The sequence below is a fragment of the Solibacillus sp. FSL H8-0538 genome (genome assembly GCF_038003525.1).
GTDB lineage: Bacteria > Bacillota > Bacilli > Bacillales_A > Planococcaceae > JBBOPI01.
Genome location: NZ_JBBOPI010000001.1, coordinates 2646284 through 2668195, shown reverse-complemented (window position 1 = coordinate 2668195; position 21912 = coordinate 2646284). Strand labels below are relative to the sequence as shown.

General features: G+C 40.2%; 23 protein-coding genes and 2 other annotated features. Of the genes, 18 read left to right on the top strand and 5 right to left on the bottom strand.

The annotated features are described in order from the left end of the window. Positions 1–220 precede the first annotated feature (220 nt). The 8 genes from nrdR to MHH87_RS12630 all read left to right on the top strand — a co-directional run bounded on the left by nrdR (position 221) and on the right by MHH87_RS12630 (position 8135). On the top strand, positions 221–688 hold the full coding sequence (gene nrdR, locus MHH87_RS12665) for a transcriptional regulator NrdR (protein WP_340749665.1): 468 nt from the start codon (positions 221–223) through the stop codon (positions 686–688). Between the two features lie 19 nt (positions 689–707). Further along, on the top strand, positions 708–2093 hold the full coding sequence (locus tag MHH87_RS12660; protein ID WP_340749664.1) for a replication initiation and membrane attachment family protein: 1386 nt from the start codon (positions 708–710) through the stop codon (positions 2091–2093). Between the two features lie 31 nt (positions 2094–2124). Continuing rightward, a complete protein-coding gene (gene dnaI / locus MHH87_RS12655) occupies positions 2125–3036 on the top strand; it encodes a primosomal protein DnaI (RefSeq protein WP_445683094.1) in 912 nt (303 codons plus the stop codon). A 433-nt stretch (positions 3037–3469) separates the two neighbouring features. Continuing rightward, positions 3470–5401 carry a threonine--tRNA ligase gene (thrS, locus tag MHH87_RS12650; protein WP_340749663.1) on the top strand — a complete coding sequence of 644 codons (1932 nt, stop codon included), beginning with the start codon at positions 3470–3472 and terminating at the stop codon, positions 5399–5401. A gap of 588 nt (positions 5402–5989) precedes the next feature. Further along, positions 5990–6135, top strand: a sequence feature (ribosomal protein L20 leader region). A 183-nt stretch (positions 6136–6318) separates the two neighbouring features. Next, complete coding sequence (gene infC / locus MHH87_RS12645) at positions 6319–6825, top strand: translation initiation factor IF-3 (RefSeq protein WP_340750988.1); 507 nt, start codon at positions 6319–6321, stop codon at positions 6823–6825. 33 nt (positions 6826–6858) lie between these two features. Then, a complete protein-coding gene (gene rpmI, locus MHH87_RS12640) occupies positions 6859–7059 on the top strand; it encodes a 50S ribosomal protein L35 (RefSeq protein WP_340749662.1) in 201 nt (66 codons plus the stop codon). Positions 7060–7123: 64 nt separating this feature from the next. After that, a complete protein-coding gene (gene rplT / locus MHH87_RS12635) occupies positions 7124–7483 on the top strand; it encodes a 50S ribosomal protein L20 (RefSeq protein WP_340749661.1) in 360 nt (119 codons plus the stop codon). Positions 7484–7871: 388 nt separating this feature from the next. Beyond that, entirely contained in the window at positions 7872–8135 is a 264-nt protein-coding gene (locus MHH87_RS12630; RefSeq protein ID WP_340749660.1) for a DUF1294 domain-containing protein, read from the top strand. A gap of 52 nt (positions 8136–8187) precedes the next feature. Here MHH87_RS12630 and MHH87_RS12625 read toward each other — a convergent pair whose 3' ends face one another. Beyond that, a complete protein-coding gene (locus MHH87_RS12625; protein ID WP_340749659.1) occupies positions 8188–8568 on the bottom strand; it encodes a sigma-w pathway protein ysdB in 381 nt (126 codons plus the stop codon). Between the two features lie 91 nt (positions 8569–8659). On the opposite strand from MHH87_RS12625, the gene MHH87_RS12620 reads away from it, so the two are divergent. From MHH87_RS12620 to MHH87_RS12605, 4 genes are all read left to right on the top strand, one after another. After that, a complete protein-coding gene (locus MHH87_RS12620) occupies positions 8660–9142 on the top strand; it encodes a dUTP diphosphatase (RefSeq protein WP_340749658.1) in 483 nt (160 codons plus the stop codon). A gap of 65 nt (positions 9143–9207) precedes the next feature. Next, the gene (locus MHH87_RS12615) at positions 9208–10296 is read left to right on the top strand and encodes a M42 family metallopeptidase (RefSeq protein WP_340749657.1); all 1089 of its coding nucleotides are present in this window, start codon (positions 9208–9210) and stop codon (positions 10294–10296) included. Between the two features lie 288 nt (positions 10297–10584). Beyond that, positions 10585–11550, top strand: a complete 966-nt coding sequence (gene argF, locus MHH87_RS12610) for an ornithine carbamoyltransferase (RefSeq protein WP_340749656.1) — start codon at positions 10585–10587, stop codon at positions 11548–11550. A gap of 245 nt (positions 11551–11795) precedes the next feature. Further along, a complete protein-coding gene (locus tag MHH87_RS12605) occupies positions 11796–12044 on the top strand; it encodes a hypothetical protein (RefSeq protein ID WP_340749655.1) in 249 nt (82 codons plus the stop codon). 140 nt (positions 12045–12184) lie between these two features. Here the strand turns inward: MHH87_RS12605 and MHH87_RS12600 are convergent, their stop codons facing one another. Then, a complete protein-coding gene (locus tag MHH87_RS12600; RefSeq protein ID WP_340749654.1) occupies positions 12185–13558 on the bottom strand; it encodes an FAD-binding oxidoreductase in 1374 nt (457 codons plus the stop codon). 80 nt (positions 13559–13638) lie between these two features. Beyond that, positions 13639–13848, bottom strand: a complete 210-nt coding sequence (sspI, locus tag MHH87_RS12595; RefSeq protein WP_340749653.1) for a small acid-soluble spore protein SspI — start codon at positions 13846–13848, stop codon at positions 13639–13641. Positions 13849–14125: 277 nt separating this feature from the next. On the opposite strand from sspI, the gene MHH87_RS12590 reads away from it, so the two are divergent. The 4 genes from MHH87_RS12590 (at position 14126) to MHH87_RS12575 (ending at position 19786) form a co-directional block, all read left to right on the top strand. Beyond that, complete coding sequence (locus MHH87_RS12590; RefSeq protein WP_340749652.1) at positions 14126–14887, top strand: TrmH family RNA methyltransferase; 762 nt, start codon at positions 14126–14128, stop codon at positions 14885–14887. 55 nt (positions 14888–14942) lie between these two features. After that, positions 14943–15175: a binding site (T-box leader), on the top strand. 261 nt (positions 15176–15436) lie between these two features. Then, positions 15437–16474: a phenylalanine--tRNA ligase subunit alpha gene (gene pheS, locus MHH87_RS12585; protein WP_340749651.1), complete on the top strand. Its 1038-nt coding sequence runs from the start codon at positions 15437–15439 to the stop codon at positions 16472–16474. Between the two features lie 13 nt (positions 16475–16487). Continuing rightward, a complete protein-coding gene (gene pheT / locus MHH87_RS12580; RefSeq protein WP_340749650.1) occupies positions 16488–18896 on the top strand; it encodes a phenylalanine--tRNA ligase subunit beta in 2409 nt (802 codons plus the stop codon). A gap of 269 nt (positions 18897–19165) precedes the next feature. Next, on the top strand, positions 19166–19786 hold the full coding sequence (locus MHH87_RS12575) for a hypothetical protein (RefSeq protein ID WP_340749649.1): 621 nt from the start codon (positions 19166–19168) through the stop codon (positions 19784–19786). Between the two features lie 40 nt (positions 19787–19826). On the opposite strand, the gene MHH87_RS12570 is transcribed toward MHH87_RS12575, so the two are convergent. Both MHH87_RS12570 and MHH87_RS12565 read right to left on the bottom strand, forming a co-directional pair. Continuing rightward, entirely contained in the window at positions 19827–20468 is a 642-nt protein-coding gene (locus tag MHH87_RS12570) for a LysE family translocator (protein ID WP_340749648.1), read from the bottom strand. Positions 20469–20581: 113 nt separating this feature from the next. Further along, positions 20582–21067: a nucleoside-diphosphate sugar epimerase gene (locus MHH87_RS12565; RefSeq protein ID WP_340749647.1), complete on the bottom strand. Its 486-nt coding sequence runs from the start codon at positions 21065–21067 to the stop codon at positions 20582–20584. A 134-nt stretch (positions 21068–21201) separates the two neighbouring features. Between MHH87_RS12565 and MHH87_RS12560 the strand changes: the two genes are divergently transcribed. Both MHH87_RS12560 and MHH87_RS12555 read left to right on the top strand, forming a co-directional pair. Further along, positions 21202–21741, top strand: coding sequence for a hydrolase (locus tag MHH87_RS12560; RefSeq protein ID WP_340749646.1), 540 nt, complete (start codon positions 21202–21204; stop codon positions 21739–21741). Next, positions 21738–21863 (top strand): hypothetical protein, encoded by a 126-nt coding sequence (locus MHH87_RS12555; RefSeq protein ID WP_340749645.1) that lies wholly within the window; start codon positions 21738–21740, stop codon positions 21861–21863. Before MHH87_RS12560 ends, MHH87_RS12555 begins: the two co-directional genes overlap by 4 nt. Positions 21864–21912 lie beyond the last annotated feature (49 nt).

Genomic DNA, 21912 nt, shown 5'->3' with positions numbered 1-21912 from the left:
AAGGTTTTTTTAGTATTTAAGAAAGTCCATCATTTTGGGGCGAGATGTGACTGCCTAAAGTTGCGAGGCGCTTTGTTAAGCCATATACTAGTACAAACGGTAGGGAAATATATCCTACCTTAAAAGCGTTTTTTTTAATAAAGCGTGAATTATTATTTCTCATATAATGTTATTTGTTATAATACAAATAGTAAATTGAAATGAATCGGGAGAAACCGCTATGAGATGTCCATCTTGTCAGTACAACGGAACGCGCGTTGTAGACTCTAGACCTGTAGATGATAATAAAGAAATACGTAGACGTAGAGAATGTGAATCATGTGCTTTTCGTTTTACTACATTTGAAAAAATAGAAGAAACACCTTTGATCGTTGTGAAAAAAGAAGGGGCACGTGAAGAGTTTAGTCGCGAAAAAGTATTACGCGGGCTTATTCGAGCATGCGAAAAACGTCCTGTTTCACTCGAAGTATTAGAAGAAATTGTGATGTCCATTGAAAAGGATTTACGCCGTATTGGAAATTCGGAAGTCCGTTCAGAAGATGTTGGTGAGATGGTTATGGACCGCCTTGCAAAAATCGATGAGGTTGCCTATGTGCGTTTTGCTTCTGTTTATCGTCAATTCAAAGATATTAATGTGTTTATCGATGAATTAAAGGAGATAATTCTACGCCAATCTAAAGACAAATAAATTTTAGGAGGGACTTGAAATGGTTCATTTGTATAAAGAACTACAGCCAACTGATCATTTTGAAATAACGCTCCCTCATGCATTATCCACAAATGAACGTCAGCTTTTAACATTATTTTATCAGCCGCTAACGGGAGCAGAGCCAGTTAGCTTATATTTAACGCTATGGGCAGAGGCAGAGCATCCGTCAAGCTATGAGATGACACATTATTATTTAATGAATGTGCTAACGATGCCAATCGGGAAGGTGTTCGAGGCACGCGTAGCACTTGAAGCAATTGGCTTGTTACGTACATGGCGTAAGGACGGGGGAGACAGTCGACGTTTTATTTATGAACTTGTTCGCCCGCTTGATGCACATAGCTTTTTCCACGATCCTCTGTTATCGATGTTTTTATATAGTAAAATTGGTGAACATGCATATCGTAAGCTACGTCAGCGCTTTTTAACACAGACGAGTAAGGAATCGTATGAGGAAGTGACGCGCTCCTTTATTGATGTTTATAAACCGGTGCATACGAATGTACCAAAAGATTTTTATGAGGAGCCTGAAAAGTCGCAACAAGATTATCCGTTTTACTATGAGCAATTTGATTTTAATTTATTGAAATCCGGCCTGTCGGAGCAGTTAGTGCCTTCTAGTGCGTTAACAGTAGAGGCGCGCGAAATGATTGCAAAGCTCGCCTTTTTGTATCATTTATCACCACTTGATATGCAGAAGGTGGTCATTTTAGCTTTAGATGATCATATGAAGCTTCCAACAGAACGCCTAAAAAAAGCGGCGGCGGATTATTATAAGCTCACAATTTCAAAGGATGCACCTAAGCTAGCGAAAACGTTTGGACAAAAGCCTGCGATGACACCACAAAACCTATCGAAGGAGCAAGAACGGCTCCATTATTTGGAAACGACGCCGCCACTTCAAGTGCTGCGTGAAATAAATAATGGCAAGGAGCCGATTCCAGCATCTGTCCAATTAGCAGAGGATTTGGTTGTGCAGTACGGCATGCCTATTGGAGTCGTCAATGTGCTGCTTGAGTATGTCATGCTGTCCACCGATATGAAATTACCGCGTAAATATGTGGAACAAATTGCTGACCATTGGAACCGTAAAGATTTAAAAACTGCCAAAGAGGCGATGGAATTAGCGCGTCTGGAGCGAGATAAATACGCTCAGTGGAAAAATGAAAAAACGGCAAAATCGACAAATGCAGCAAATGCGGCAAACCAAACACGTAAGCCAGGACGCAAAACAAATTATCGTGAGGAGCAGGTGCCGGATTGGTTTTACAAGCGCGATGATAAGGCGCAGGAGGCAACACCAGCAGATAGCTCAGTGGATTTTGAAAAAGAACGTCAAAAAATATTAGAAAAATTAGGGCAACAAGATGGGCAGGTGAACTAACATCGAACCGATTAAGGAAGCGTTAAAAAAAGTGCAAGCACGCATTCCTTCATTTCAAGAACGTTATGAGGCAATGCGACGTGACACGTTGGAAAACGAAAAAGTGCAAAAGTTTTTAGCTGAAAACGATCAAATCGTAAACAAGGAAATGGTTGAGCGTAGTTTACCGAAGCTTTATGAATATACAACGCAAGCAACAGACTGCTGTGGTTGTGGCAGTACCGCAAACTGTACAAATTTACTAAAGGGCTTTGTACCGAAACTGTTCATTACGCGTAATGTCATTGATGTAACATATGAACGTTGTGAACAAAAGCTACGCGAGGACGAGCGCCGAGAAGTAGCGAATATGATTTCCAGTATGCATATGCCAAAGGACGTACTGAAGGCAACGCTGAAAGATTTAGCGATTGATAATCATTCACGTCTTAGTATTGCTGATAAAGCTGCGGACTTTGTTGCGCAATATAAGCAAACAGGCGAATTGCCGGCAAAGGGCTTCTATTTATATGGTCAGTTTGGCGTTGGGAAGTCATTTGTGCTTGGTGCCATTGCCAATGAATTAGCAACTTTTAAAGTGCGTTCAGTCGTAGTTTTCGTTCCTGAATTTTTACGTGAGATGAAAAATTCCATTCAAGATCAATCCTTGAATGAAAAAATTGATTATGTGAAGAAGGCACCAGTACTGATGCTAGATGATATTGGGGCGGAAACATTATCAAGCTGGACGCGCGATGAAATTTTAGGGACGATTCTTCATTATCGTATGAGCGAGGAACTACCGACATTTATTACGTCCAACTTTGACTATGCGGGTCTTGAGCATCATTTGGCGCAATCACAGCGTGGGGATGTAGAGGTAGTGAAGGCTGCTCGAATTATGGAGCGTATTAAGGCCCTGACAACACCGATTCAAATGGACGGCGCCAATCGTCGTAGTTAATTGCACAAAAAATTCAATCTTGGGCAGTTGCAATTCGTGCGAAACGAGCGTATACTTTGCTAGTAATTAAAACATTTGTAAATGCTTTGAAAAGGATAAGAAGTTTTATGAACCGACTTTTAGAGAGGGGAGCCTAGGCTGGGAGCTTCCTAGTACGACATATACTTTACTACCTTGGAGCAGTGACGGGGCCAATCCGTCAACGTTCTTCAGTACGTTAACTGACCTTGAGCTTCATTCGAGTTTAACTCGGAAGGAAGAAGGGTGGCACCACGAGCATATACGCATCGTCCCTTTACGCGGACGGTGCTTTTTTGTGTTTATTTTGTGGGTTGATCGATATTTTTCGGAAGTGATAGATAACTTCAGGAAACTAATTCATAACCCCACGCTCACCTCATACTCAACAAACAATCTAAAGGAGGACATTCACATGTCAGAAATGATTAAATTAACATTCCCGGACGGTGCGGTAAAAGAATTCGCACGCGGGGCTTCAACTGAAGACGTAGCGGGCTCAATTAGTCCGGGTCTGCGCAAACAAGCGTTAGCAGGTAAAATTAACGGCGTTTTGATCGACCTAAAAACGCCGATTGAAGAAGATGCTGCAATTGAAATTATTACACCAAAATCACCTGAAAGCTTAGAAATCCTACGTCACTCAACGGCTCACTTAACAGCACAAGCGGTAAAACGCTTATTCCCAGAAGTAAAACTAGGGATTGGTCCAGTTATTGACTCAGGTTTCTACTATGATATTGACCTAGAAACACCGCTAACAATGGAAGATCTTCCGTTAATCGAAAAAGAAATGAAAAAAATTATTGCTGAAAATATCGAAATTGAACGCAAGGCTGTATCGCGCAACGAAGCGCAAAAGATTTACGAAGAAGTTGGCGACGAGTACAAACTAGAACTTCTTGAAGCAATTCCTGCAGATGACCAAGTATCAATTTACTACCAAGGTGATTTCTTTGACCTTTGCCGTGGTATCCACGTACCGTCAACAGGTAAATTACGCGAGTTCAAACTTCTTTCTTTAGCGGGCGCTTATTGGAGAGGGAACTCAGACAACAAAATGCTACAACGTATATACGGTACTGCATTCTTCACAAAAGAAGAATTAAAACATCACCTACAAATGCTTGAAGAAGCAAAAGAGCGTGATCACCGTAAAATTGGTAAAGAATTAGACTTATTCATGACGTCTCAAACGGTAGGTCAAGGTTTACCACTATGGTTACCAAATGGTGCGACAATCCGTCGTGTAATCGAGCGTTACATCGTAGATAAAGAAGTATCATTAGGTTACAAACATGTTTACACACCAGTACTTGGTTCAAAAACTTTATATGAAACGTCAGGTCACTGGGATCACTATCAAGACGGCATGTTCCCTCCTATGGAAATGGACAATGAAACACTTGTATTACGTCCGATGAACTGCCCGCACCATATGATGATTTTCAAAAATGGTCTGCATTCTTACCGTCACTTACCATTACGTATCGCAGAGCTTGGTACAATGCATCGTTACGAGATGAGTGGTGCAGTTTCTGGTCTACAACGTGTACGCGGGATGACTTTAAACGATGCTCACCTATTCGTACGTCCTGACCAAATTAAATCAGAGTTCAAAAAAGTTGTGGAGTTAATTCTTGACGTATACAAAGACTTTGATTTAACAGACTACTCATTCCGTCTGTCTTACCGTGATCCGAACAATAAAGAGAAATACTTTGATGACGATGAAATGTGGGAAACTGCGCAACGCATGTTAAAAGAAGCAATGGATGAGCTTGGTTTAGATTACTACGAAGCAGAAGATGAAGCTGCATTCTACGGTCCAAAACTAGACGTTCAAGTGAAAACAGCGATTGGTAAAGAAGAAACATTATCAACTGCTCAACTTGATTTCCTATTACCACAACGTTTCGATCTTTCTTACATCGGTGAAGATGGTCAACCACAACGACCAGTAGTTATCCACCGTGGTGTAGTATCAACTATGGAACGTTTCGTAGCCTTCTTGATCGAAGAATACAAAGGGGCATTCCCAACTTGGTTAGCGCCAGTTCAAGTAGCGGTTATTCCAGTATCAAACGCAGTACACTATGACTACGCTCGTGAAATCGAGGAGAAATTAGTTGCTGCAGGTATCCGTGTTGAAATGGATGATCGTGAAGAAAAACTAGGCTACAAAATCCGTGAATCCCAAATGAAAAAAATCCCGTACATGCTAGTAATCGGGGACAAAGAAGTGGAAGCGGGCGGCGTAAACGTTCGTCGTTACGGCTCAAAAGACTCAGAAACAGTATCATTTGAAGAGTTCTTAAGCAATATTAAAAAAGAAGTAGCAAAATAATGAGGAAGCGCATCAACAGTTGTTGGTGCGTTTTTCTAATTTGTTAAGGGAATTATGTACCATTTAAGTAAGTCCTCATAATAAGCAAAGTTATTTAAAATAATTACCATATGATTTTTAACAAGTGGGCAAATGGCGAAAATAGTAGAAAAAGCTTTGGTGAACCGCTTCTTTCTATATAAGCGTACGCTAATCTTGAGCGATTTAACAATGTATAATTATTGAGATATACGTGATTAATTCTTGAAGTGATGTCATAAACTATTTTTATATGAGCATTTTAATGTAGATCAAAAAATATTACCGCCCACTGCTGACGATACATCTATTGTAAAAATAACTGCTTATCCCCCAAATCCGGTGAGTGGTTCTGATTATGCAAATCCAAAAAAATCATACTATGCGTGTCGTTGTTAAAGCCTTTAATAGAGGGGACAACAACGATTACAGCATCAAATGGTGATAAAGTAAAAGTAACCGTTTATATGAAAGATGGGTATTGAAAACTTCATTTTAAAAAAATAATGGAATAAAAGTATTGACACTTATTAATAGCGATGTTAAGATTATTTAAGTTATGAATACAAAGTTTGAAAGTAGAGGCTGCCCGCTTCTCACCTGATGAACGCATAAAGCTGTTAGCAGGTATGACACGTTGAATTGTTTTACGCAGGACTTTGCGTATACATATATAAGCGGGCGGACATCTCAAGTGTCCGTCCTTTTTTGTTGGAAATAGAAAGTAAATCTTTCCTTTTCCTACATAAGAAAGGACATCATCTCGACTTATTTTGGGGCGAGATGTGTCTTTCTTATATGGACACGACAAAGAGGTGTACCGTTCAACCGGGTTAGACTATACACCAAACCATGTATTCGCGACACTACCTTGGAGGTGGATTATTATTAGCAAAGACATGTATGTAAACGAAGGCATTCGCGCACGTGAACTTCGATTAATCGATCACAATGGAGATCAACTAGGCGTCAAAACACGTAACGAAGCGCTTGAAATTGCAACTCGTGTAAACTTGGATCTTGTCCTTGTGGCCCCTCAAGCCAAGCCGCCAGTCGCTCGTATCATGGACTATGGTAAATTTAAGTTCGAACAGCAAAAGAAGGACCGCGAAGTTCGTAAAAATCAAAAAATCATCGTGATGAAAGAGGTTCGTCTGAGCCCCACAATCGATGAACATGATTTCCAAACGAAACTACGTAACGGTATCAAATTCCTTGAAAAAGGTGATAAAGTTAAATGTAGTATCCGATTTAAAGGACGTGCTATCACGCACAAAGAAATCGGACAGCGCGTATTAGATCGCTTTGCTGAAGCTTGTGCTGAAGTATCTACGGTGGAACAAAAACCGAAGATGGAAGGCCGAAGCATGTTCTTAGTTCTTCAACCAAAGAACGAAAAGCAATAATTATTTGATGAAATAGTTTAGGAGGAAATCGACATGCCAAAAATGAAAACTCACCGTGGAGCTGCGAAGCGTTTCAAAAAGACGGGTACTGGAAAATTAAAATTTGACCGTGCTTATGGTAGCCACTTATTCGCTAACAAATCAACTAAAGCGAAACGTAAGCTTCGTAAAGCAAAAATCGCTACTTCTGGCGATTTCAAACGTATCCGTACGTTATTAACTTACATGAAATAATCGTTGAACAATCGTTCAAACAAAAACAACTAACATTCGAAAGAATTAGCAGGAGGTAATTAGTATGCCACGCGTAAAAGGCGGAACAGTAACGCGCAAGCGTCATAAACGAGTTTTAAAATTAGCTAAAGGTTATTATGGTTCAAAACATACATTATATAAAGTAGCTAACCAAGCAGTAATGAAATCAGGTCAATATGCATACCGTGACCGTCGTCAAAAGAAACGTGATTTCCGTAAATTATGGATCACTCGTATCAATGCGGCAGCTCGTATGAATGGTCTTTCATATAGCCGTTTAATGCACGGTTTAAAATTAGCTGGTATCGAAGTTAACCGTAAAATGTTAGCTGACCTAGCTGTAACTGATGCAGTAGCATTCGCTCAATTAGCAGAAGCTGCTAAAACTGCACAAGCTAAATAAGAACTTCGAACTTTTCGAACAGACGATTTAACTTAAGTAGCGAAATAATTTAATTTCAAACAGCTCAAGACTGGTAGGGATTCGTTCCTATCAGTCTTTTTTGGTAGATAAGAAAGTATAACTTTCTTATCTACATAAGTAAGGACAGCATCTCGCCCTATTTTGGGCCAGATGTGACTTTCTAACTGTTAAGGAAATTATAAAAATTCGCCATGTGGATAACATTCAAATAAGTAAATGCAACGTCTAGGCTAAAGCGCCAGCCCCTCGAGGTCGCGGTCTGTCCTCGGGCGAAGGCAAAGAGAGCGCCTTCACTTCGGGCTCGCAAGCAGCTTGTCGGGGCTAAACAGGCGCTTTAGCGCATTTGTTCATAAGGGGTGGAATATGTATGGAACTAGCTTTACTTTCGTATGTAGGCATTATGTCGCTCATACTATGTGCGTTCATGTATATTGATAAAAAACGCGCCATAAAAAGAGAATGGCGAATTGCCGAAAAAACATTATTTATTCTAGCGATTTTTGGTGGGGCAGCTGGTGGTGTGTTAGGGATGTACTTATTCCGTCATAAAACCCAGCACAATACCTTTGCATTTGGTTTTCCGTTGATTACGGCTGTTCAAATTTATCTCATTGTCAGACTTATTGCCTAAATAGCGAGTAAAAAGGACAAAGAAACGTAGTTCATGTTTCTTTGTCCTTTATTCATTGATTCATCAGCTTTTCAATAGGATTTTTCCAATTGATTTTTGCATTCGGATAGTTCATCGTTATTTCCTTCTCTAAATAAAGAAAATCCTCTTTTGTAAAGCCTTGTAGCTTCATTGCTTCATGGACAAAAACGAAGATAGATACAACTTCGAACGCATTGTCAGTCGTCCCTAAATATTTTTCGCCTTCAAACAGAGCACCCTTATAGGAGATGAAGAAATTTTTTCGTACATTCTTTACATCATCATAAAAATAATATTGTCCATTCTCAAACGCTTCATCTAGCTTCCGCTTAGGATCGGTTAAATAACGAACCCCTTTATAAAATATGTAAATGATGAGCACAATAATAAGTAAACGGATTAGAAGAGCCATGAAAGTTCCCCCTTGTCATACCATGTTTCTTTGCTATACGATTGAGTAGCAGTAGAAGTTTCACTTTTAGAAAGAAAATGAGGGATTTTTTATGGAATTCAAAAAATTATTTGAAATGCAGCGTGAACTTGACCGTTTTATCGAGGACACACAAAATATTGAACATGATGTTTTTAATGAAAAAGGGCTAGCTTTACTAGTCGAACTGTCAGAGCTTGCGAACGAAACACGCTGCTTTAAGTTTTGGTCAACGAAAGGTGCATCTGAGCGTGACGTTATTTTAGAGGAGTTTGTTGACTCAATTCATTTCATGCTGTCGCTAGGCAATATGCGTGGCTTTGCATTGCAACAGTGGCCAACAGTGGAAGGGAAGCAGGACCTTACACTATGGTTTTTATACACGACAACAGCCGTGCTGACATTTATCGAGCAGCAATCCGAACAAACGTATATTGCGATGTGGAATGCGTACAGTGTATTAGCATTTAACCTTGATTTTACAGAAGAAGATATTATCTCAGCCTATATCGCGAAAAATGAAAAAAACTATGAGCGTCAGCGTTCGGGATATTAAATTAATTCATTTTTCAAATTACTCAAGCTATAATGGAGTGAATAGATATATAGGAGGGTGAAATAATGACACAGCTAGACCCAACGTTACAAATGCTTAAAGAGTTAACTGATGCAAACGGAATTGCTGGTAATGAACGTGCACCGCGTGAAGTGATGAAAAAGTATATCGCACCATTCGTAGATGAAATCGAAACAGATAACCTTGGCAGCTTAATCGCAAAAAAAGTAGGCGATGCAAACGGCCCCAAAATTATGGTAGCCGGTCACTTAGATGAAGTGGGCTTTATGGTTACTAAAATCGATGACCGTGGCTTTATAAGCTTCCAAACAGTTGGGGGCTGGTGGAGTCAAGTAATGCTAGCGCAGCGCGTAACGATTACAACACGTAAAGGGGAGGAAGTCATTGGCGTCATCGGTTCAAAACCGCCCCATATTTTACCTGTTGAAGCACGAAATAAAATAGTGGATATTAAGGCAATGTTCATCGATATCGGTGCTACCTCAAAGGAAGAAGCACTAAGCTGGGGCGTGTTACCTGGAGATATGGTCACACCATATTTTGAATTCAACGTCATGAGAAACGACAAGCATCTACTCGCAAAAGCATGGGATAACCGAATCGGCTGTGCGATTGCCATTGATGTGCTACGTGCACTGAAAGACGAGCAACATCCTAATATCGTGTACGGCGTAGGAAACGTGCAAGAAGAAGTCGGCTTACGCGGTGCAAAAACTTCTACACATAAAATTGAGCCAGATATCGGTTTTGCAGTTGATGTCGGCATTGCTGGAGACACACCGGGCGTAACACCTAAAGAGTCCACATCAAAAATGGGTGCCGGGCCGCAAATCGTTATTTACGACGCGTCAATGGTTGCACATAATGGACTACGTGACTTCGTTATCGACATTGCAGAAGAAAACAACATTCCGTATCAATTTGAAGCACTCGCTGGCGGTGGAACAGACGCAGGTTCCATTCACATAACAGCAAACGGTGTACCATCGCTAGCAATTGGCGTAGCAACACGCTACATCCACTCACACGCAGGTATCCTTCACCGTGATGACTATGAAAATGCAGTAAAATTAATCGTTGCGGTGATCAAAAAGCTAGACCGTGATACAGTGAATAAAATTATTTTTGAATAACTGCAATCGTAAAGCCTTCTCTTCTAAGAGGAGGCTTTTAATTTTGTATATAAGTGAATAATAAAGAAAAAATAATATACAAAAAATGCATAAAAATAAAAATAAGATGAATAATGATAAGTGAGTTAAAACGTATTAAATAAGGTTGTGTTGAAAGAAATGTGGTATTAATAAATGAATTAATGTAAAATTTAGATTTTTTAAAAATAAAATATTAATTCACTTGATTTTATAATTATGCATATGTATAATATGGAATATGATTAACCTTAAAGGAGCGAAAGTATTATGAAACTGTTAGAGGAAGTACAACTGAAGTTAGTAACAAGTCTTAAGGGCAAAGACTTACTAACATTACTTGACTATACAAGTGAAGAAGTTCAAGACTTAATAAAATTAGCGACTCAATTAAAAACAATTACAAAAGCAGGCAAATGTCCTCGTTTGTTAGAAGGTAAAACACTAGGCATGATTTTTGAAAAAAGTTCAACACGTACGCGCGTATCGTTTGAAGTAGGCATGCAACAGCTAGGTGGCTACGGCATGTTTATGAATGCACGCGATATGCAAATTGGTCGAGGCGAGCCGATTTCAGATACAGGTCGTGTGTTATCAGGCTATTTAGACGGGATCATGATTCGCGCAAACTCTCATGAGATGGTAAAAGAACTTGCTGCGTACGCGACAATTCCTGTTATTAACGGATTAACAGATATTGATCATCCATGCCAAGCACTTGCAGACATTGAAACAATTGCTGAAAATAAAGGTGAGTTAAAAGGTTTGAAACTTGCTTACGTAGGTGACGGTAATAATGTAGCGCATGCTTTAGTTGTTGCGGCAGCCCATGTAGGAATGGACGTAGTAGTGGCTACACCAGTTGGCTACGAATGCGACTTAGAAATTATCGAAAAAGCAAAAGCAATTGCAGTAACAAATGGTAGTACAGTATACGTAACAAACGATCCAGTACTTGCGGTGAAAGATGCTGATGCAGTATATGCAGATGTTTGGACGTCAATGGGTCAAGAGGAAGAAACGGCACAACGCTTAAAAGACTTCGCGGGTTACCAAATTAACGAAGAGTTAGTTACGCATGCGAAGCCAGATTATATGTTCCTGCACTGCTTACCAGCTCATCGTGAGGAAGAAGTGGCAACATCAGTTATTGATGGACCTAATTCTTACATTTTCGAACAAGCTGAAAATAGACTTCATGCTCAAAAAGCAGTACTAGCATCTGTGCTTGCTTAATACCAATTAATAAATGCTGGGTTCGCGGGTAGCGGCCTTCATTTTGTGAAATACCCAATGTCTGGAAGCAGGACGTGGCGAATAGGCATTGGTGTAGTTCTTATTCATGGATGTGCGGGAGACGCTGCAATGCATGAATATACTACAAATGTGATGAATGTTGTCAAGATGGATAGCCTCATCACTACATATGAGAACAACCTGGGAGACGCTGGGTTGTTCTTTTTATTGTTGGGAAGAGATTGGTGAGGGTACTGAGTGGGCTGCTGAACACACTAAAAAATGGTATCCGCATAATTGCAGGTGTGAACAAACTAAACACGCTGCTGAACGAACTAAAGAGGGTCGCGAACGCACTAAAGACCAAGCTGAACGCACTAAAATCAAAAAAACAAGCAGTGCCAAACCCTGCGCTATATGGCGTACCGATAATTTCAATTGCCCCAGCAAGCGCACCTAAAATTACGTCGGCCATTCCAATTGACGGTGGGTAAGTGTATAAATATTAGATTGAACATGTGGAAATGAAATGAACAAAAAGCGGTTTCATCAAACCATCTGATGGACCGCTTTGTTTAGTAGTTAAGAATGAACCGCATCTCGCACACTATTGGGGAAAAATGTGTCTTTCTAATTATAGAAGCTTATTCGGATTCATAATATTGTTCGGGTCAAGTGTTGCTTTAATAGCCTTCATGACATCAAGTGCTGCACCATGTTCCTGTACTTGATATTTGCGTTTGCCGACACCAACGCCATGCTCCCCTGTACAAGTGCCACCGCGCGCAATGGCGAACTTTACTAATTTTTCATTATAAGCAATGGATTTCGCTATTTCCTCGGGGTCTTTCATATTAATCATTAAGAGCGCGTGAAAATTGCCATCGCCCACATGCCCAACAATGCCGCCATCTAGACCAAGCTGATCCATTTCTACACGAGCAAAATCAATGGAAGATGCAAGTTGTGAAATCGGTACACAGACGTCGGTACTCATTAGCTTTTTACTCGGGAAACTATGAATATATGCATAGGCTAAGTGATGGCGCCCCTCCCATAACTTATTTCGCGCAGCTGTATCCTTTTCAAACTGGATATCCTCACAGCCGAAATCATTGAAAATTTCTGTCGCAAATTCAATATCTTGCGCAAGACCAGCCTCATTGCCGTGGAATTCAACAAATAGGGTTGGACGCTCTGGATAGTTCGTTTCGCTATAAGCGTTTACCTGATGAACTGATGCGCTATCAACGAGCTCTACGCGGCCGATTGGAATGCCTGCTTGTGTAATCGCTACGACTGCTTGTATAGCAGCCTCATTTGATGCAAATATAGCGCGGCCCGCTACTTCAAACTCTGGTATCCCGTAAACGCGCAATGTGAGTTCCGTAATACAGCCTAATATTCCTTCAGAGCCAACAAATAGACCATTCAAATGTAGGCCAGATGAGGATTTTGCTGCAGAGCTCCCCGTATGAATAATGTCCCCGTTTGCCAGTACAACTTCTAAATCATGAACCTGGTCACGCATGACGCCGTATTTGACAGCAGTTGTGCCGCTTGCATTCGTTGCGGCCATTCCACCTAAAGTTGCATCCGCACCTGGATCAACTGAGAAAAACAAGCCGTGTTTTTTCAGTTCCTTATTTAACTGCGAACGTGTCACACCAGGCTGCACTTTAACAAGTAAATCCTCATCTCGAATTTCCAATATGGCATTCATTTCACTAAAATCAATCGTAATTCCACGGTCATAAGGTATTACATGTCCTTCAAGACTTGAACCAACACCAAACGGCACGACCGGAATTCGGTGCGCATTGGCAACTTTCAAAATGTCACTTACTTGCTGTGCCGTTTTTGGAAACACAACAATATCAGGTAGGGCAGGTTCATGATAGGATTCATCACGTCCATGCAGTTCACGGACAGTTAAATTTGTGGAAATTTGCTCCTCCGATAATATTTTTTTAAGTAAAATAGTAATTTCTTCAACTATGTAAGCCATTTTCAAACCCCCTTGTATAGAGTAACTATATCATAGAGAAAATATTTAGAAAATTAAAAAACCGAGCAATGGCTGCTCGGTTACGAAGCGAAATTTTGTGCTAATTTTTGTGAGAAGGCTTGTCGTTCTGCATCGCTAGCGCTCGTCCACCATTTTTCTAAAAATACTCCAAGTCCTGGGAGTAAATGTTCCTCACCACGATCAATGGCATCCGCAACAATGTCCGTAAACTCCTCAGCAGTCTGTCCTGTAACATTTGATGTAATTGCTTGTCGAATTTGAAAATCCATTATGCAACCTCCTTTTTCTTTATAGTGTAGGTTGTTTTCAAATAGTTGATTCGTTTTATTTGAAATACGGGTAAAAAGTCCTTTAATTTAGCTTGTTTCGAAAAAATATCATTCCATTAAATACTAGTAGGGGATTTTTTCGGTGGATGAGAAAAGAAGTCGGTTCACTCGATTTTGAACAAACTGTGTTTTTCCAACATGACGTGGTAAAATGATTCTTTGTCAAAAATGCAGTATAATAAAAGAAATAATTATTTAAGGACGGTACGTAAACAATATGAAACGAATCGAATCAACACAGAATTCTCTAGTAAAGCACTGGAAAAAGCTTGTGACAACGCGCAAAGAACGTGAAAAATCAGGTGAATTTATCGTAGAAGGTTTCCATTTAGTAGAAGAAGCATTGAAAAATAGTGACCAAATCGTACAAATTATCGTACGTGAAGATGTCGACCTACCTTTACTTTGGGCAATTGACGAAGTAGAAATGGTACAAGTAAATGAAGCTGTTGCAAAAGAAATTGCAGAAACAGAAAGCTCTCAAGGTGTGTTTGCACATTGCAAACAGCGCATGGCAACTGAAATTGAAATGGCAGGCTGGCGTAAAGTGTTACTTGTGGATGCCGTGCAAGATCCAGGCAATATCGGCACGATGATTCGCACAGCAGATGCTGCAGGTATTGATGCTGTTATTTTAGGAAAAGGCTGTGCGGATGCATTTAATCCAAAAACAGTGCGCTCTGCTCAAGGCTCTCACTTCCATATTCCCGTAGTGCGCGGCGAGTTACTTGAATGGGTGGAAAACCTACAAGAGGATGGAGTGCAAGTATACGGTACTTCATTAGAAGAGTCTGTATCTTATAAAGACATTGAAGCAAGTGATGCATTTGCATTAATCGTTGGCAATGAAGGTAGTGGTATTAGTCCGCAACTTCTTGCAAAAACAGATCAAAATGTCATTATCCCGCTTTTAGGACAAGCAGAATCACTAAATGTCGCTGTTGCTACTGGGATTTTACTGTATGCATTTGTACGTTAACGCTTGAAACGAAAACGAAACTGTCGTACTATGAAAGATGTAAATTAATAATGATTAAAATGCATCGACCGGGAAGAGTAGATGTTCTATTGTTTGTTTTAGGGAATGCGAGCCTTGACTGTAAGCTTGCGTACAAACATGAATATTGAAGTTCACCCCGCGAGCAGCTACCGGGATTCAGTACGCCTGATGAAAGGTTAGCCGGCGAAGAGTCGTTATTTCAAATGAAGTGATTGCACGAGTTGCAATAACTAGGGTGGTACCGCGAAACTCGTCCTCGTCCCTTTTATAGGGGCGGGGTTTTTTGTGGTTAAGAAAGTATAACTTCCATAACCACATAATAAAGGACATCATCTTCCCCCTATTTTGGGGTGAGATGTGTCTTTCTAATGCCTAAACAATGTGTTTGGCCTGTGTTTTGTGGGCGAATGATAGATAACTTTTCTGACGAGATAGATAACTCGCCATAACTGATAGAGATCACCTGCAAATGCCCATGAACAAACATTTTTTTGGCTGCACGCACTTTTACAAGGAGGAATTCAAACAATGGAACAACAATTAAAGCAACTAGAACAAGAAGCGTTAGCGAAAATTGAAGCAGCTAGCGACCTAAAAGAACTAAATGACGTCCGCGTTGCCTATTTAGGTAAAAAAGGACCAATCACAGATTTACTTAAAGGTATGGGTAAATTATCTGCTGAGGAACGTCCAAAAATGGGGGCACTTGTCAACACAGTACGTGAAAACGTAACAGCTGTGCTAGAAACAAAAGTAACTGCACTGGAAGAGCAAGCCATCCTTGAACAGCTTGAAAATGAGTCAATCGACGTAACTTTACCAGGTGCAACAGTGAAAGCGGGAAACCGTCATCCACTTACTCGCGTAATCGAAGAAATTGAGGACTTATTCGTCGCAATGGGTTATGAGATTGCAGAAGGTCCAGAAGTCGAGAAAGATTACTACAACTTTGAAGCACTTAACTTGCCAAAAGGTCACCCGGCACGTGATATGCAAGATTCATTCTATATCTCAGAAGAAATCTTACTTCGAACACATACGTCTCCAGTACAAGCCCGTACAATGGAAGCGAAAAAAGGCGAAGCAATCCGCATCATCTGCCCAGGTAAAGTATTCCGTCGTGATACAGATGACGCAACGCACTCACACCAATTCATGCAAATAGAAGGCCTTGTCATCGGCGAAAACATCCGCATGAGCGATCTTAAAGGAACACTTAATGCACTAGCGAAGAAAATGTTCGGTGAAGAACGTGAAATCCGCCTACGTCCATCATTCTTCCCATTCACAGAGCCATCTGTAGAAGTAGACGTTTCTTGCTTCAAATGTGGCGGATCAGGCTGTAACGTTTGTAAGAAAACTGGCTGGATCGAAATTTTAGGTGCTGGTATGGTTCACCCGAATGTACTTGAAATGGCTGGCTACGATCCGAAGAAAGTGTCAGGCTTTGCATTCGGTATCGGTGCAGAACGTATCGCGATGTTAAAATACGGGGTGGATGATATCCGTCATTTCTATACAAATGACACACGTTTCCTATCACAATTCCACCGCACAGAGGCGTAAGGAGGACCAACCAATGTTAGTATCATTAAAATGGCTTAGTCAATATGTAGACACACAAAATATAGCTCCTGCAGAGTTAGCGGAAAAAATTACGCGCTCAGGAATTGAAGTAGACGCAATAATCGACCGTTCTCATGGCATGTCAAATGTCGTTGTCGGACATGTCGTAGCAAAAGAAAAACACCCAGAAGCAGATAAATTAAATGTTTGCCAAGTAGACGTTGGTGAAGAAGAGTTACAACAAATCGTATGTGGCGCACCAAACGTTGATGAGGGTCAAAAAGTAATCGTTGCACGCCCAGGCGCAAAATTACCAGGCGGCATTAAAATTAAAAAAGCAAAACTTCGTGGACAAGAATCAAACGGGATGATCTGTTCATTACAAGAGCTAGGTGTTGAAGGTCGTCTTGTACCAAAAGCTTATGCTGAAGGTATTTACGTACTACCAGCTGACAGTGTACCAGGTTCAGATGCACTTGAATTATTAGGCTTACGCGATACAATTTTAGAGCTTGGTTTAACACCAAACCGTTCAGATGCTTTATCAATGTTAGGTGTGGCATATGAAGTAGCAGCCATTCTTTCAACAGATGTGAAGCTACCGGAAATCACATACACTGCTTCAACTGAAAAAGCAGCAGATGTCCTTCAACTTCGTGTTGAAGATACTGAAGCAAACCCATTATACGCTGCAAAAGTTATTAAAAATGTCAAAGTAGCTGAATCTCCACTTTGGTTACAACATTACTTAATGGCGGCTGGCGTACGTCCACATAATAATGTAGTCGATATTACAAACTACATCTTAATGGAATACGGCCAACCACTTCATGCATTTGATTACGACAAATTAGGTACTGGTGAAATTGTAACGCGTCCAGCCCGTGATGGCGAAAAAATTATCACTTTAGATGATGCAGAACGCACATTACAAGCACATAACTACTTAATTACAAATGGTGTAGAGCCTGAAGCAGTAGCAGGTGTTATGGGTGGGGCAAAATCAGAGGTTTCAGATGCAACGACTACTGTTGTTATTGAAGCAGCTTATTTCGCAGGTAGTTCAGTTCGTCGTACATCAAAAGACCTTGGCTTACGTTCAGATTCGTCTGCACGTTTCGAAAAAGGCGTAGATCCAAACCGTGTATTACCAGCTGCAGAACGCGCGGCACAGTTATTAGTGGAGCTTGCAGGTGGGGAAGTACTAGAAGGGACAGTACTGGTTGACGAGTTAGATAAAACTCCAGCACGCGTTGTCGTATCTCCAGACTTCATCAATACACGTCTAGGAATGAAAATCTCACTTGAAGATATGCTTTCTATTTTAGGACGTCTAAAATTCGACGTAGAAGTAGTTAATGGGTTATTAATCATAGATGCACCAACACGTCGTCAAGATATAAAAATCGAGGAGGACATCGTGGAAGAAATTGCACGTATGTACGGCTACGATGAAATTCCGTTAACATTACCTGAATCAGGTGAGCAAGTTGGGGGCTTATCACCGTATCAAGCAGCTCGTCGTGTCGTTCGTAACGTTATGGAAGGCGCAGGTCTTTACCAAGCAGTGACGTACTCATTAACTTCTGCAGAAGCTTCTCAAAAATTTGCTCTAAAAGCAGAAGAAACAACAAAACTTCTAATGCCAATGTCTGAAGAACGTTCAACATTACGCCAAAGCTTAATCCCACACTTAGTGGAAGCAGCTGCGTACAATGTAGCACGTCAAGGAGACTCTGTCGCACTTTATGAAGTGGGTTCAGTATTCCTTGGTCAAACTGCAGAAGAACTGCCATTTGAAGAAGAACATTTAGCACTTATGTTAACTGGTAAATGGATTGACAATACTTGGCAGGGCGAGAAGAAAAACGTTGATTTCTTCGTAGTAAAAGGTATCGTAGAAGCAGTTTTCGCGAAACTAGCGTTAACAGGCCGCGTATCATACGAAAAAGCGCTAATCGACGGCTTACACCCAGGACGCACGGCAAACGTACTTCTAGACGGTGAAAAAGTTGGTTTAATCGGCCAACTTCATCCAGCTGAACAGAAAAAAGCAGGCGTCAAAGAAACATATGTAGCTGAGCTAAACTTACACGCGATTTTAGGCGCAACGACAGAAGTGCTTTACTACAACGCAGTTCCACGTTTCCCAGTAATGACGCGTGATATCGCATTAGAGCTTGACCGCACTCATGCGGCAGGTGAAATTGTCAGCATTATTAAAGGCGCAGGCACAAAACTGCTTAAAGACGTTAAAGTATTCGACGTATACGAAGGGGAGAAAATGGCACCAGGTAAAAAATCTGTAGCCTTCTCATTAACTTACTTCGATCCAGAACGTACATTAACAGACGAAGAAGTAGTAGCCGCACATAATAAAGTTTTAAAAGCACTAACAGAAGCTGGCGCAGAAGTACGCTAATTATAAGGTTAGGTTAAATACCATTGTTGCTATTATGGAAGTAACGATTACTAATAAAACAACAGTAGTGTATAACAACGGTAATTATAAAAATAAAAACTGTGTAATAATCCTCGAAATAGGGTTGTTACACAGTTTTTTTGCATATGATACAACATTGGATGAGAGAGTAAGCACGTACTATATAGATAAAGTTTTATAATGTTGTAGGAATTGATTGTATGCCATACATAACCCCAAGAACTAAAAAAATTGAATGAGGTGATGACATGAAAGTTCCGCTAATCCTTTTAGAGCGTGAACCGAAAAGTGTGCACATCATGGCTACATTGCATTATGAACGACGGCAGCGCGCACTTCGCGATGCGTATAAGCTCTTTCAACAAGCCGAACAAAAGGAACACGAATTAGTTCATCCAAGCCTGCCATTGCCAAAGGAGAAAAAAATAACACGCACAAAAAAACAATCGATAGGCGAGCAGCTAGCTTTATTTGACCAGCAAACATTGGACGAGCTTAAATGGATTCGCGGTCCGAAGCTACGCAAGCGTTTCGTTTCACAGCTATCCATTCGTGATATCGGTGAAACACGGCTTGTGATGGGTGAGTTTGTAAATATAGAACTTGTAGGACAAGTAGCTGTATTAACTGTTGCAGAGAATAATCAGTATATTGCAATCGTATTTGACCGTAGCTTTATAGAAGAATCATTTAATCGGCAGTATTTAAATAATTTTTACGTACTCCAACCTTATATTGGAAAGCCGTTTACTGGAGTGGGCATCATTCGTCCTGGTAAAGATATTGGCGAGCTGTATTGTAGCATTCAGTACGGCACAGATTTTAGAGTGGACAACCTTAATTTAGTGGAAATTGCGTATAAAGGGTAAAAAAAGGCGTCCTAAAATCGGGCGCCTTTACTTTGTTGAGTTAAATTGTTTTTTCTTCTAAAGCAACACAGATGCCTAAAAAGATCAGCATCACGCCAGTAGCTTTGTTGAAAATAGACTGTACAGATGGACGTAAAAACCATCCGCGTATAATATCTAAAATAAATACAATAATGATAAACCACACGACGGATATGACCATTAAAATAACAGCAAGTGTGATTAGCTGTGGGGTAATCGAATTATTCGTATTAATAAACTGTGGCATTAATGTCATATAAACAAGTAGCGTTTTCGGATTTAGTAAATCATTGAGTGCACCTTGGGCAAAGCAAGAGCGATATGTATGTTTCTTCACCGAACTATTTTGGTTAGGCTTAAGTAAATCTGCCATTGTAGACTTACGTGCTAGTAACGCTTGCACTCCAAGCCATAGTAAATAAATCGCCCCTAAGTATTTAATGATTGTAAATAATATGATGGAGTTTGCCACAATAGTAGCCAAGCCTAAAACAGCTAAAATCGTCCATACTGTTAATCCTAATAAGATACCCAATGTTGTAAAATGACCGGCATGTTTACCGTAATTTAATGTGTTTTTCGTTACGAGTAAAAAATCCACGCCCGGAATAATAACGAGCATCGTTGCAATCATTATAAAAATCAATAAATTGTCTATCATACTCTCACCTCAAAACCTAGTTAATGCGACTAAATATAGCACACAAATTCAAAGGATGCGCTAAAATTATTGAATTTCCTGCCTGAAGTAGTACATGAAATGTTTATGAAATTTTATTCTTCATTTAGCGTAGGTGGTTTTTTTGGCTTAAATATCCCAACAATTGCCCCAATTAAGGCAAATGTTGTGTGCACTACTGCAAACGTATAAAAATTAATGAAAATATGATTTGTATATTGATTTAGTAGCGGATAGCCGTAAATTGTGGACTCCGGATTATTCGTATTTCCACCGAGTGCAGCAAATGCCTCGTTTTTATAATCAATCGCGTAGTATACAAGCACGCCGATTAACGCAAATCCGAAAAACAACATTATAGTACCCATCATTCGGTCGGTTGAGCGACGAGAAACTTGCAGGAAAAAGCGGTACGTCGTCAATATACTAAGTAATAAAAACGGCATCACAAGCGCTAGTCCAATTGCACCGAGATTGCCAGCACCAGGCTGTCCTTCTGGGCTCAGCGTGAAAAAGTTTTCTATTATCATAACGCCAAAAAGCGAAATGCTCATACTAATGAGCCAACTAAGTCGTAGCATGTAAAACCTCCTTATCTTCCTCCACTATACCGTGATGTGGGGTTTCGTTCAATTCACGAAAAAATATCGTCACATGTAAAAAAATTCAAGTATAATAGAATTATTTAAAACACTTACATAAAGGAGGATTTTTTATGCTTAAAAAAGAAGAAACAGTACTCGTATTAATTGATATTCAAGGGAAGCTTGCTGAAATTGTTGATGAAAGTGCTTTTGTTATTAATAATATTGCCAATATCGTTCAAGGTGCAAAGGTCCTCGAGCTACCGATTTTATGGCTAGAACAATACCCAAAAGGACTGGGACACACAGTAGAAGAAATCGCACAGTATTTAGAAGGCGAGCAGCCAATCGAAAAAATTACGTTCAGCGCGTATGATAATGAAGAATTTGTTACAAAGCTAGAAGCAACAGGCCGCAAAACAGTATTAATCGCCGGCATTGAAACGCATATTTGTGTATACCAAACAGCAGCACATTTACTTGACATGGGCTACGAGGTGGAAGTATTAGCAGACTGTGTAACATCACGAACAGCTGGCAATCGCGAAGTCGGCATTCAAAAGATGCTTCAACTCGGTGCCAACATGACAAGCGTAGAAATGTGCCTATTTGAAATACAACAAATTGCAAAAGGTGACGCATTTAAGGCCATTAGTAAAATTATTAAATGATAGAGAAAAAGGATCCGAAAAAGCTACTTGATCAAATGGTCAAAACGGAAGTAAAACATCCGGTTGTGAAGGATAAAATAATGGACAAGATTTTAGGGGAGCAGGAAAAGGCCAAATCCTAATTTGGGGTTTGGCTACAATAATGTATTAATTGTGATAGGGGGAACCGTA

What these genes read in the sequence shown, in the direction of transcription:
- nrdR (WP_340749665.1), top strand. Translation starts at nt 221, where the DNA reads ATGAGATGTCCATCTTGTCAGTACAACGGAACGCGCGTTGTAGACTCT.
- MHH87_RS12660 (WP_340749664.1), top strand. Translation starts at nt 708, where the DNA reads ATGGTTCATTTGTATAAAGAACTACAGCCAACTGATCATTTTGAAATA.
- thrS (WP_340749663.1), top strand. Translation starts at nt 3,470, where the DNA reads ATGTCAGAAATGATTAAATTAACATTCCCGGACGGTGCGGTAAAAGAA.
- infC (WP_340750988.1), top strand. Translation starts at nt 6,319, where the DNA reads ATGTATGTAAACGAAGGCATTCGCGCACGTGAACTTCGATTAATCGAT.
- rpmI (WP_340749662.1), top strand. Translation starts at nt 6,859, where the DNA reads ATGCCAAAAATGAAAACTCACCGTGGAGCTGCGAAGCGTTTCAAAAAG.
- rplT (WP_340749661.1), top strand. Translation starts at nt 7,124, where the DNA reads ATGCCACGCGTAAAAGGCGGAACAGTAACGCGCAAGCGTCATAAACGA.
- MHH87_RS12630 (WP_340749660.1), top strand. Translation starts at nt 7,872, where the DNA reads ATGGAACTAGCTTTACTTTCGTATGTAGGCATTATGTCGCTCATACTA.
- MHH87_RS12625 (WP_340749659.1), bottom strand. Translation starts at nt 8,568, where the DNA reads ATGGCTCTTCTAATCCGTTTACTTATTATTGTGCTCATCATTTACATA.
- MHH87_RS12620 (WP_340749658.1), top strand. Translation starts at nt 8,660, where the DNA reads ATGGAATTCAAAAAATTATTTGAAATGCAGCGTGAACTTGACCGTTTT.
- MHH87_RS12615 (WP_340749657.1), top strand. Translation starts at nt 9,208, where the DNA reads ATGACACAGCTAGACCCAACGTTACAAATGCTTAAAGAGTTAACTGAT.
- argF (WP_340749656.1), top strand. Translation starts at nt 10,585, where the DNA reads ATGAAACTGTTAGAGGAAGTACAACTGAAGTTAGTAACAAGTCTTAAG.
- MHH87_RS12600 (WP_340749654.1), bottom strand. Translation starts at nt 13,558, where the DNA reads ATGGCTTACATAGTTGAAGAAATTACTATTTTACTTAAAAAAATATTA.
- sspI (WP_340749653.1), bottom strand. Translation starts at nt 13,848, where the DNA reads ATGGATTTTCAAATTCGACAAGCAATTACATCAAATGTTACAGGACAG.
- MHH87_RS12590 (WP_340749652.1), top strand. Translation starts at nt 14,126, where the DNA reads ATGAAACGAATCGAATCAACACAGAATTCTCTAGTAAAGCACTGGAAA.
- pheS (WP_340749651.1), top strand. Translation starts at nt 15,437, where the DNA reads ATGGAACAACAATTAAAGCAACTAGAACAAGAAGCGTTAGCGAAAATT.
- pheT (WP_340749650.1), top strand. Translation starts at nt 16,488, where the DNA reads ATGTTAGTATCATTAAAATGGCTTAGTCAATATGTAGACACACAAAAT.
- MHH87_RS12575 (WP_340749649.1), top strand. Translation starts at nt 19,166, where the DNA reads ATGAAAGTTCCGCTAATCCTTTTAGAGCGTGAACCGAAAAGTGTGCAC.
- MHH87_RS12570 (WP_340749648.1), bottom strand. Translation starts at nt 20,468, where the DNA reads ATGATAGACAATTTATTGATTTTTATAATGATTGCAACGATGCTCGTT.
- MHH87_RS12565 (WP_340749647.1), bottom strand. Translation starts at nt 21,067, where the DNA reads ATGCTACGACTTAGTTGGCTCATTAGTATGAGCATTTCGCTTTTTGGC.
- MHH87_RS12560 (WP_340749646.1), top strand. Translation starts at nt 21,202, where the DNA reads ATGCTTAAAAAAGAAGAAACAGTACTCGTATTAATTGATATTCAAGGG.
- MHH87_RS12555 (WP_340749645.1), top strand. Translation starts at nt 21,738, where the DNA reads ATGATAGAGAAAAAGGATCCGAAAAAGCTACTTGATCAAATGGTCAAA.